Source organism: Clostridium sp. NSJ-145, from assembly GCF_021044725.1.
Lineage (GTDB): Bacteria > Bacillota > Clostridia > Clostridiales > Clostridiaceae > Clostridium > Clostridium disporicum_B.
The window spans coordinates 81303-94355 of the sequence record NZ_JAJNOS010000004.1 but is presented as its reverse complement, the minus strand read 5'-3'; the positions used below and the strand labels follow the sequence as shown (position 1 = coordinate 94355).

Annotated in this window: 7 protein-coding genes; all 7 read right to left on the bottom strand. The window is 28.6% G+C overall.

Annotation, left to right across the window (positions count from 1 at the left end):
* Position 1: 1 nt before the first annotated feature.
* The 7 genes from gltB to LQE93_RS05330 all read right to left on the bottom strand — a co-directional run bounded on the left by gltB (position 2) and on the right by LQE93_RS05330 (position 13003).
* Positions 2-4546 carry a glutamate synthase large subunit gene (gltB, locus tag LQE93_RS05360; protein WP_442870535.1) on the bottom strand — a complete coding sequence of 1515 codons (4545 nt, stop codon included), beginning with the start codon at positions 4544-4546 and terminating at the stop codon, positions 2-4.
* Positions 4547-4566: 20 nt separating this feature from the next.
* On the bottom strand, positions 4567-5118 hold the full coding sequence (locus LQE93_RS05355; protein WP_055263709.1) for an ANTAR domain-containing response regulator: 552 nt from the start codon (positions 5116-5118) through the stop codon (positions 4567-4569).
* A gap of 122 nt (positions 5119-5240) precedes the next feature.
* On the bottom strand, positions 5241-6572 hold the full coding sequence (gene glnA, locus LQE93_RS05350) for a type I glutamate--ammonia ligase (RefSeq protein ID WP_055263711.1): 1332 nt from the start codon (positions 6570-6572) through the stop codon (positions 5241-5243).
* A 294-nt stretch (positions 6573-6866) separates the two neighbouring features.
* Positions 6867-7172, bottom strand: a complete 306-nt coding sequence (trxA, locus tag LQE93_RS05345; protein ID WP_055263713.1) for a thioredoxin — start codon at positions 7170-7172, stop codon at positions 6867-6869.
* 257 nt (positions 7173-7429) lie between these two features.
* Complete coding sequence (locus LQE93_RS05340) at positions 7430-8206, bottom strand: M15 family metallopeptidase (RefSeq protein ID WP_231072464.1); 777 nt, start codon at positions 8204-8206, stop codon at positions 7430-7432.
* A gap of 120 nt (positions 8207-8326) precedes the next feature.
* Complete coding sequence (locus LQE93_RS05335) at positions 8327-9625, bottom strand: VTT domain-containing protein (RefSeq protein ID WP_231072462.1); 1299 nt, start codon at positions 9623-9625, stop codon at positions 8327-8329.
* A gap of 153 nt (positions 9626-9778) precedes the next feature.
* Positions 9779-13003: a ligand-binding sensor domain-containing protein gene (locus tag LQE93_RS05330; RefSeq protein WP_231072455.1), complete on the bottom strand. Its 3225-nt coding sequence runs from the start codon at positions 13001-13003 to the stop codon at positions 9779-9781.
* Positions 13004-13053: the final 50 nt, after the last annotated feature.

Genomic DNA, 13053 nt, shown 5'->3' with positions numbered 1-13053 from the left:
ATTAAACTCCACTCCTTTCATAAAAAGCTTCTAAAGCTGCATCAGCTTTACTTAATCCACTCTTAACTTTTTCATTTATTAATTTTATAATCTTAGCATAATCCTTTGGCATTACTTTCTTAAAGTATCCTGATTCAAAGTCAAAATTATCCAAGATATTTTTAGCAATCTTAGAGTTTGTCTCTTTATAATGTTCTCTTATAAGATCTCTAACTTCCATTACTTCATCATAATTTAGACCTTCTATAGATACCATATCTTTATTTACTCTATTTTCTAAAATAAGTTTACTATCATAAACATAAGCAACTCCACCGCTCATACCTGCAGCAAAGTTAATTCCCATTTCACCTAAAATAACTACTGTCCCACCGGTCATATACTCTAAACCATGGTCTCCAACACCTTCAACTACTGATATTGCTCCTGAATTTCTAACTGCAAATCTCTCTCCTGCTACACCATTAATGAAAGCTTTACCACTAGTTGCTCCATAAAGTGCTACATTTCCAATTATTACATTATCTTCACCTTCTAATGTACATTCCTTAGGCTTAGACACTATAAGCTTTCCACCAGATAATCCTTTTCCAAAGTAGTCATTGGCATCACCTATAACTTCTAAAGTAATTCCTCTAGGTACAAACGCACCAAAGCTTTGCCCTGCAGAACCATTACATTTAATTCTTACAGTTTCATCTTGCATAGCATCTTTTCCGTATCTTCTAGTTAGTTCTGAACCTAGTATTGTCCCTAAAGTTCTGTGGATATTTCTAATATCTATATTTAAAACTAAATTTTCTTTTTTCTCTATAGCTTCACTTACCATAGGTAGTAATAAAGTTGTATCTATAACTTTATCTAGGTTATAACTCTTTCTATTCTTATCTCTCACTACTGATTTACCTTTAAATCTTTCATCAACATATAAAACTGAAGATAAATCAACCTTGCTACCTTTAAACCCTTTTAAATCATCTCTTTGCCTAAGCTTATCTACTCTACCAATCATATCTTCAACATTTCTGAAACCTAGTTTGGCCATATATTCTCTTAATTCTTGAGCTATGAAATACATAAAATTAACTACGTACTCTGGTTTTCCTTTAAACCTTTTTCTAAGCTCTTCATTTTGAGTAGCTATTCCTACTGGACAAGTATCTAAGTTACAAACTCTCATCATTACACAACCTAATGTTACTAACGGTGCTGTTGCAAATCCAAACTCCTCTGCCCCAAGAAGAGCTGCTATAGCAACATCCCTACCAGTCATGAGCTTTCCATCCACTTCAATAGTAACTCTATCTCTTAACCCATTTAATAATAACGTTTGATTTGCTTCTGCTACTCCTAACTCCCACGGTATCCCAGCATGTTGTATTGATGTTCTTGGTGCTGCCCCTGTACCACCATCATATCCTGAAATTAAAATTACATCAGCTCCACCTTTAGCTACCCCTGAAGCTATAGTTCCTACTCCTGATTCTGCTACAAGTTTTACTGATATTCTAGCTTTTCTATTAGCATTTTTTAAATCATATATAAGTTGAGCCAAATCTTCTATTGAGTAAATATCGTGATGTGGTGGCGGTGAGATTAATTCAACTGCTGGTGTAGATCCCCTAGTTTTAGCTATCCATGGATATACTTTCTTTGAAGGAAGATGTCCTCCCTCACCTGGCTTTGCACCTTGAGCCATTTTAATTTGAATCTCATCAGCATTTACTAAATATTCTGTGGTTACCCCAAACCTACCAGAAGCTATTTGCTTAATTGCTGATCTTCTAGAATCTCCATTTTTGTCTAATATATATCGAGAACTATCTTCTCCACCTTCGCCTGTATTTGATTTGCCCCCAATTCTATTCATTGCTATTGCTAAAGCTTCATGAGCCTCTTTTGATATAGACCCATATGACATTGCCCCTGTTTTAAATCTTTTTACTATAGACTCTATAGATTCAACTTCATCAATAGGTATAGGATTTTCTTCAAAGTTAAAATCTAATAAACTTCTTAAAGTTATTTCATTATTCTCTTTATTTAATAAAGCTGAATACTCTTTAAATAAATTATAATCATTCTTTTTAGTAGATTCTTGTAACTTATGAATAGTTAACGGATTATATAAATGCTCTTCTTTTCCGCTTCTTTCTTTATACATCCCATTACTTTCTAATGAAAAATCAAAATTATTATAGTACTTATCGAAAGCTTTCTTATGCTTCATTAAAGTTTCTTTATGGATTTCTTCTAACCCTATTCCACCTATTCTACTTACTGTCTTTGTAAAATACTTGTTTATAACATCTTCCTTTATACCTAAAGCTTCAAATATCTGTGCTCCTTGGTAAGATTGAATAGTTGATATCCCCATTTTAGAGCATATCTTGATTATTCCTTTAACTAATGCTTTGTTTATATTTTTAACAGCCTTTTTATACTCTATATTTGTTAAGCCTATCTCTTTACATTCTTGTACTGATTCATAAAGTAAATACGGATTTATTGCTGAAGCGCCAAATCCTAAAAGAGTAGCAAAATGATGTACCTCTCTTGGCTCCCCACTTTCAACAATTATATCTACAGCAGTTCGTATTCCTTTATTTATAAAAAATCTATGCAATCCTGAAACTGCTAATAAAGATGGTATTGGAATCTGAGTTTCATTTACCTTCTTATCACTTAAAATAAACAAATTATATCCTTCTTTATATGAACTATAAGCATTTTCAAACAGATTATCTAAAGCTTTTTCTAGATCTTTATCAGAACTTGTCTTTTCATATACTATCTCTAATACCTTAACCTTAAAATTATCATCATACATTGCCTTTATCTTTGCTAAATCTTCATCAGATAATATAGGATCATTTAACTTAATTAAATTACAATTATCCTTTTTATCTTCTAATATATTTCCACCTGTACCTAAATAAACATTAGTAGATGTCACAACTTCTTCTCTTATAGCATCAATAGGTGGATTTGTTACTTGAGCAAATAATTGCTTGAAGTAATTAAATAAAGGTTGCTCTCTCTTCGAAAGAACTGCCAGTGGAGTATCTATCCCCATTGAACCTAAAGGTTCTTCTCCACTTTCCATCATTGGTAAAATTGTACCTGTTAAATCCTCATAGCTATAACCAAAAGCTTTAAAGAGTTTCCCTCTTCTTTCTCTTTCAATCTCTTCAACTCTACTTTCATATAAAGAATCTAATGTAACTAATCCTTCACTTAACCATTCATCATATGGATGTTGCATATAATATCTTTCTTTTAACTCTTTATCTTCAATAAGTTTTCCCTTCTTAGTATCTACCAGTAACATCTTACCCGGAGTTAATCTACCTTTATATCTTATATCTTCATTTTTTATATCTAATGCCCCAACTTCTGAAGAAAGAATTAAGGTATCATTTTTAGTAATATAATATCTTGCTGGTCTTAAACCATTTCTATCTAAAACAGCCCCCATTTTATCTCCATCAGAAAAAACAATAGCAGCAGGTCCATCCCAAGGTTCCATTAAAGTTCCATTATATTCATAAAAAGCTTTTTTCTTTTCTGTAACTCTAGTATTCTTAACCCAAGGCTCTGGAATTAACATCATCACAGCTCTTGCCATATCTCTACCATTCATAGTTAAAAACTCTAAAGTATTATCTAAAATAGCTGAGTCAGAACTTTCTTTATTTATAATTGGTAATACTTTTTTAATTTCATCTCCTAAAACTCTTGAGGTTATAGTCTCTTCTCTTGAATATAATTTATTTACATTACCTCTTAGTGTGTTAATTTCACCATTATGAATTATATACCTATTAGGATGAGCTCTCTCCCAGTTTGGAACTGTATTTGTACTATATCTAGAGTGAACCATGGCTATAGCTGATTCAATTTTTTGATTTGTTAAATCCTTATAAAAGTTTTTAAGTTGTCCAGCTAACAACATCCCTTTATACACAATAGTTTTTGAAGATAGAGAAACTACATATGTCTTCTCATCCTTAACTCTTTTTTCAAAACTTCTTCTTAAAACATATAATCTTCTTTCAAAATCCATTCCTGAAAATATATTTTTAGGCTTCTCAATTATAACTTGCTTAAAATATGGCATAGTTTTTAAAGCCTCTACCCCTAAGCCATTTGTATCATATGGTACTTCTCTCCAAGCTAAAATCTTTAAACCTTCTTCAGTAGCAACATTTTCAAACAATCTTATAGTTTCATTTCTTTCAACTTCATCATTTGAAAAAAAGAACATACCAACAGCATATTCTCCCTCTTTAGGTAAGATGAATCCTAAATTTTGAGCTTCTTCTTTAAAAAATCTATGTGGTATCTGCAACAGTATTCCAGCACCATCACCAGAGTTTTCATCAGATCCACCTCTATGCTCTAAATTTATTAATATATTAAGAGCATCCTCTATGGTCTTATGAGTTTTTTCACCATTTATATTGGCTATAGCTCCTATTCCACACGCATCATGCTCAAATACCCCTTTGTATAAACCACAATCCTTATGCATACACCCCTCCATTTAGCTTGGACAAAATCCAATTATATCTCATCTAATATTTCATCAGCTATTTCTCTTATAGTTTTCCTTCTATCCATAGCTTGTTTTTGAATATATCTAAAAGCCTCTTCCTCACTAATAGCTTCTATTTTCATTAATTTACCTTTTGCTTTATCAATAAATTTTCTATCTTCAATCTTCTGCTCTAAAGAATGAATTTTCTTCTTATAAATTCCAAATCTTCTTTGACTTTGTATCACCATATCTATGGAATTTAGAAGTACTGCATTATTTATAGGACTTGTTATGCAAAAAATATCTACTTCTTCCTGTATATAAGCCTTATGTTGTTCATTAACTATTGCTAAAAAACTAGTTAATTCTCCAATATTATCATACACATCCATGATAGTCATATCACTTAGCTTATACCCAATTAAAACAATACTTATATCATTGCTTCTAACTATTCTAGTAAGTTCATTTCCTGACTTTGTAGTAGCAACTATGTAATATCCTGCGTTAGATAATACCATTCTTAATTTGTCTGCAACATCAAGATTATTTATAGCTATTACAATTCTTTCTTGCATATTTTCCCTCCAATCAAACAGATGCTTAAAATCGTATTAAGCAAAAATTCTTTCAGCTTAAGTATATGTTATATATTTAGCTGATAGAATTTCTACTTTAATACTATTAATCTAACAATATCTTAATATTGCTCTAAATAATTATCAATTTCCCATGGAGTTACCTTAGTTCTGTACTCATCCCATTCTATTTTTTTAGCTTTAATATAATTATAGAAAGTATGGTCACCTAAAGTTTTTCTTATTAATTCACTTTCTTCCATATACTTAATAGATTCTTCTAAGCTTCCTGGTAAACTTTCTATACCTTCTTTCTTTCTTTCTTCAACACTCATTCCGAATATATTCTTTTCAATTGACGCTGGTGGTGTTAAATTATTTTTAATTCCATCTAATCCCGCTGCTAAAAGACAAGCTAGAGCTAAATATGGGTTTGCACTTGGATCTGGGCATCTTAATTCTATTCTTGTACCTGCTCCTCTAGTTGCTGGAACTCTTATAAGTGGACTTCTATTTTTTGCTGACCATGCAATATAAACTGGTGCTTCGTAATCAGGCACTAATCTCTTATAAGAATTAACTAATGGATTTGTTATAGCAGTTAATTCTTTTACATGCTTCATAAGTCCTGCTATAAAGCTATATGCATCTTTGCTTAAAGCTAATTTATCACTTTCATCATAAAATGCATTCTTACCATCTTTCATAAGAGACATATTTACGTGCATTCCTGATCCATTTATTCCGAAGAAAGGCTTAGGCATAAATGTTGCATATACTCCATGTCTTTGAGCTACTGATTTAACTACTAACTTAAATGTCATAATACTATCTGCTGTAGTTAATGCATCAGCATATTTAAAATCTATTTCATTTTGACCATATGCTACTTCATGATGAGAAGCTTCTATTTCAAATCCCATATCTTCTAACATCATGCACATATCTCTTCTTGCATTTTCAGCACCTTCTAATGGGCTTAAATCAAAATATCCTGATTTATCTTGAGTTTCTAACTTTGGTCTTCCCTTCTCATCAGTTTCTAATAAGAAAAATTCACATTCTGGCCCTACATTAAAGCTATATCCCATATCCTCTGCTTCTTTTAATACTTTCTTTAATATATTTCTTGGATCTCCTTCAAAAGCATGTCCTTCAGGAGTATAAACATCACAAATTAATCTAGCAACTCTTCCATGTTGTGGTCTCCATGGTAATATAGAAAATGTATCTAAATCTGGTCTTAAATACATATCTGATTCTTCAATTCTTACAAATCCTGAAATAGATGAACCATCAAACATTATATTATTGTCCAAGGCCTTCTCTAATTGTCTATCAGTAATAGCTACATTTTTTAAGAATCCAAATATATCTGTGAATTGCAATCTTATAAACTTAATGTCATTCTCCTCTACTAATCTTAAAATATCTTCCCTTGTATACTTTGACATAATATATTCCCCCTTTATAATAAAAAAAAAGACGACAATAGAATAGGGATTATCCCTCTATTGAACGCCTTTGTTCACTCAAAATATTAATTTAATATATTCATATTATACAACCATTTTATTGAAAATGGAACAAATATTTATAAATTTTATAAATATTTTTTCAATTCTTTATGAAAACATTTAAATAATGTTAATATTGTAATTGATTTAATAAATTAATTATATTACTAAATATAAAAATAAATCACACAGAAATTTACTTAAATAAAATCTCTATGTGATTTTATTAATTTATTTTCCTCTTGCTATAAACTCTTCTATTTTTTTCTTAGGATTGAAACCTATCATCCTATGGATAAATTGTCCATCCTTCAATAAAACTAAAGTTGGTATTGATTGTATTTGATAATATGATGCTATATTTCTTGAATTATCAATATTAACCTTAACAACTTTAATATCCTTATTTTCTTTATTTATTTGTTCTAAAACTGGTGAAAGCATCTTACATGGGCCACACCATTCTGCATAAAAATCTACTAAAACTAATCCATCTTTAACTTCATTTACAAATTCTGATTCATTAATGACTTTCATCTTCTTACTCTCCTATAATTCATTTAAGTTGATAAATTAATTATCACTTAATAAATTATATTCCTCACACCAGCAATTGTTATCATTTTACCTTACCTTGTGTAACTTTATCACATATAATATTCATCACTTATCTATAAATTAAACTTTGGCATATCTAATCTTTATGTAATAAAAAAAACTCTAAAGAAAATATCTTTCTTTAGAAGTTTTTATACATTCTTACTGTAATCCTAGTATTATAAATATATATAATACTAACTATTTAAATATTCTTCTAAGGTTATGCCTTTACTCATTATCTCTTCTGCAACATCAACTCCAACATACCTCAAATGCCATGGTTCATAATCATATCCTGTTATATCTTCTTTTCCTTTAGGATATCTAAGTATAAATCCATAATTACTCATATTCTCCTTAAGCCACTGAAAAGCTCTTGTATTCTCAAAGCCCTCATCTAAACTTAAATATTCATCTGATAATAAATCCATTACTAATCCAGTTTGATGCTCGCTTGTTCCTGGTACAGCAACATAGTTATTTGTATACTCCTGACCTTCTATTGCAACGCTTCTATCATAAACTTCTTGTTGATACTCATATGATCTATATCCTGAAATTGCAATTAAGTTTATTCCTTCTTTCATTGCATCATTAAACATATTTTCTAAAGCTTTTGCAGCATCTACTCTCATTTCTCTGCACATATCATCAGCTACTCTAAATTTAACATTTGGAATTACTAAATCCGGAGGTATATAGTTTTGGTTTATACCACTTTCCTTATTAATCAACATTAAGTATTCATTAGACGCTGATCTACTATTTTTAATAGTTGCTTCTTCATTCTCTATATATTTATTTTCTTCAATAATTACACTTGCCACTTCCTTTTGTTTGCAATAATAATTAATTTTATATATTCCAAAAGTAGTTATAATAATAACTCCTGCTACTATATACTTTCTGCGTTTTCTTTTTCTATTTCTTGTAACTCTATTATTAACTTCCTCTCTCATACTTATAGGCATATAACTTTATCTCTCCTCCATCCATTTTCCATGATTCCTAAAATATAAATTATCATATTAATTTTATAATATAAACATTACAAATAGATGTCAAAGCTAAAAAATTCCTTATACCTTTTGCTAATCCTCTAACTTACTTGCAGCTTCAGGTATAATACTCCATAATTCTAAAATTGTGATACATAAGATAATCCAAAGAGTAGCAAATAAATAAGCTGCAATTACACCACTAGCATATTGAATTTTTAAATATATATCACTTATTCCTACAAAAGCACAAATAGATATAAGTATAATCATCGATATAGTTTTTATAATTTTACTATAACTTTGCCTTAATATATAATATGTAATAATCCCAAATAAAATAGAAACTATAAAAACATCTTTACTTGGAAAGCTATTATAAATACTTCCTATATCTATAGCTGAATTACTCTTCTTAAATATATAGTTAGAAATGTCAACAAATATCTCTCCACCTAGAATTGTAAAAATTATAAATAATATATTTTTTACTTTCTGACTTTGCTTTACTGTTATCCACCCAACCATTAAAATACTTACCAAGATTACAATATATACAGATGATAAATTTTTAAATCCACTTATAACCTCTATAAAACTCTTTGAAAAAACACCTCTAAAAATTCTATAGGTTATACTATCAAATAAGCTCATTTCATTTGATAAATGCTCATCTATTAATTTAAAAGTAACTATTATTAAAGCTATATACACTATCCCTGCAATAACTATGCCTAATTCAACTTTCTTAATTGAATTATAAACCGAAATTATATTTTTCATATATAAGTAAATATATTTCTTTATCTCTTTTTCATATCTCTTATAACCATATATAGCTACTATGATAATCCCTAATAATATTGCTCCTATAATTAAGTACTTTGTAGCATACTTATGTAAATAATTCCAATCTTCACCTAATGCTTTACCAATAGTAATAAATGTTATAGCCCAAATAAATGCACCTATATAGGCATGAATGGCAAATTTACTAAAAGATATATTGGTTATTCCTGATACATATCCAGTAATATGTCTTACTCCAGGTATAAAGTAAGCTATAGTCAATAATTTATTTCCAAATCTATCAAACCATCCTGATATTTTATCTAACTTTTCTGGAGTGAGATGAACATATTTACCATACTTATGAAAAAACGGAACTCCTAATAATTTACCAATAAAATATGATAATGTTATACCACATATAGCTCCTAGTGCTGCTGTTATAATACTTAACGTGTAATTCAAACTTCCATTATAAATAAGAAATCCACAGTATCCCATTAAGATTTCTCCTGGTAGTGGTAATGCTATCAATTCTAAAAATAATGATAAAAAAATAATAATATATCCATAATTATTTATTAATTCTGCTAATCTTTCCATTAATAATCTCCTAAGTATATATTTATTTCTTTATTATCTTTTCTTTATTTAATTAATTAATTCTTATATTTAATAAAAAATTAGCATATATATCTCCATAAATATACATGCTAATTTAATTTAATTATTAAGTTGTAAAGTTACCTTCTAGAATTAAACTAAAGGTAAAGTTATTGTAAATTTACTTCCCTGATTTTCTTCACTTTCTAATGAAACATTACCATTATGAAGCTCTACTATATATTTAACTAATGTTAAACCTATCCCACTACTACTTACTTTAGTTGAATCAGAACCTTTTCCTTGCTCAAATCTGTTAAAAATGAACTCTTGGTCATCTTTTGATATACCAAGTCCAGTATCTTCAACAGAAATGCTTACAAAATTCTCATTTTCTTTAATTACAATACTAATTCTTCCACCACTTTCAGTGAATTTAACCGCATTTCCAATAAGATTTATAATACATCTTTCTATTTCTTTTGGGTCGCAACATATTGTTTTTTCTTCTATCTCTGGGTCAATTATTAGTTCAAGTCCTTTTTCTTTTATATAATCGCTCATATTAAGAGCTGTTTCTTCTACTAAATAAACTATATCTACATTATCTTGTTTATTTATTTTATAAGCTCCAGACTCTATCTTTGAACTATCTATAATATCATTTATAATCTTTAATAAATTATTAGAGCTTTTCTTTATTACATCCATATAATGTTTTGCTTTTTCTTTAGTAACATTTCCACTATCCTCTAAAGAATTTAACAATTGTAAAACAGATAATATTATATTTATAGGAGTTCTTAACTCGTGAGAAAGATTTACAAAATAATCATTTTTAAATTTCTCATTTTTTAAACTTCTTTCATATAATTTTTTATTTTCATCCATCTGACGATTTATTTCTTTAGTCTGTTTTTCAACTATAGCTTTTAATAATTTAACTCTGTTCCATATAAAGTAGATTATAGCTAAAAAAATAAAAATATAAAAACAATATGCTGCTTTAGTTTTCCAAATAGGACTATTTATCGTAAAATTTAAACTTGTTTCTTCTGTAATGTCTCCAGTATTATTCATAGCCTTTACTTTAAAAGTGTAGTTACCTGGTGATAATAATGTATAGTTTAAAAATAACCCTCTATTAATATATTTCCACTCATCATCTACTCCTTCAAGCTTGTATAAATAATTTATCTCTCCTAATCTTCCATACTCAGGAAGGAAATATTGAAACATTATGTTGTTCTCATTGTACTTTAAATTTAGGTTCTTATCCCCCAAAGTAATTAACTCACCATTTATTCTTACTTTTCCTATTACAACATTTTCATTTCTATATGTATCTTCATTAATCTCCATTGGATTAAAAGATACTACTCCAGTAGATGTTCCAAATAGTACCTGACCACACTCCATATTTAAGCTTACCCCTCTATTGAAGTGGCTTCCTTGAATTCCATCTATTTCAGAAAAATTTATAAATTTATTTTCTTCAATATTAAATTTACTTAATCCATTATTTGTTCCTAGCCATAAGTTTCCACAACTATCTATTTCAATTGAATTTATATAATCACTAACTAGTCCATCTTTTTGAGAATATCTTATAAATGTTTCAGTTTCTATATCAAATTTATTTAATCCTGAATTTGTTCCTATCCACAAAACTCCATTTCCATCACCTTCTATACAATTTACAAAGTCATAGCTAATAGAAGTGATGTCTTTACTTGTTACATAGTTTTTTATAATACCATCAGTTTTATGAAATTTTATAAGTCCGCTATATCGTTCTCCCGCTAGCCATAATATATCTTTATCTCTTTCATCTTGAAAGATATCTACAACTCTATAATTATCTATTCCTTTCTCTTGAAAATTCTCATTATAGTTTACTAATTCATATGTTCCATTTTTACTTTTAAAAAAACCGTTATTAGTACCTATCCACAAATCATATCCGTCATCAAAAACAGTTAATATTTCATTAGTATACTCTTCTCTTAAGTCTCTAGTTACGTTACATTCTATCTTTCTTATATCTTTATATAAAACATCTACCCCTCTATCTGTAGATATTAAAAATCTATTTTTTTCAATCTCGAAAATATTATTTATTTTATTACTAGATAATGAGTTATTATTATTCTCATCATATATATATCTAACAGTCTCTTTAGTTTCTACAATAAAGTTTATTATTCCATTACTCTCTGTACCTATCCATAAATCGTTATTACTATCCTCGATTATAGATGTTATACTACTATATGGTATATCCATTTTCCTTAAAGCGTCATTTATGCTATTACTAAACTGTTGAGCTGTATTTAATATGCTCACTCCATTATCAGTTCCTATCCATAAAACTCCATTTCTATCTTGAAATAAACAGGTGATAGAATTACTAATTAGACTAGTATTAAATGCTATGTCTTTTTTGTAAGTTTCAATTGTATTATTTTGTTCATTATATTTTACTAGTCCATCTGAGGTTCCAAGCCATACATTGCCTTCAATATCACATAGTACTGTAACGATACTGTTTTCTATACTATCATCAAATCTAACTTTATAAATATTAGTTTTTTTATCAAATACATTATGTTTATATATCCCACTTTTACTAGCAACCCACATATATCCATCTATACTTCTACCAATTGCGTATATTTGCTTAGAATTTTCTTCCCCAAAATTCTTAGCATAATAATCTAATTCATTTATATTTATTCCACCTATACCACATTTAGTAGCTATCCATAAAAATCCATTTTCATCTTCACTTATATCAGTAATATAATTATTAGCAATTTCATTATCCCTATCATTCCAATAATATTTAACAAATTTATCACTTTCGGAATCATACCTATTTAACCCTGAAGCTGTTCCTACCCACATAGTATTATTACTATCTTTATAAATATCTGTTATATATGGGCTGCTCAAGTTATTTTTATCACCATAGCAAACTATATTTTCTGTTTCACCATCAATGATATTTAAACCGCCATAAGTTCCAACCCATATATACCCCTGCTCATCCTCCGCAATACTTGTTATATATGTAGAACTCAAACCATCTTCTGTGCTGTTTTCATAATTATAAACTTTTACCCCATTCCCATCATATTGATTTAACCCATCTTCAGTTCCTATCCATATATACCCCTTAGAATCTTGAAAAATACAAGTTATAGCATTACTAGATAAACCATCTTTCATAGATATATTTTGAAAGTTAACTTTGCCATTATCTAAATTTTTTTTATTGGAAAGATTAATTTCATCAGCTAGTACTACTGTATTATAAAAAATGCCTATAAAAAATACTATTAAGATTATTGCTGTATATATTACACGTTTAGTCATTTTTTGCCCCCATCGCTATAATATAGTATTATCCCCTCCATAATTTTAAC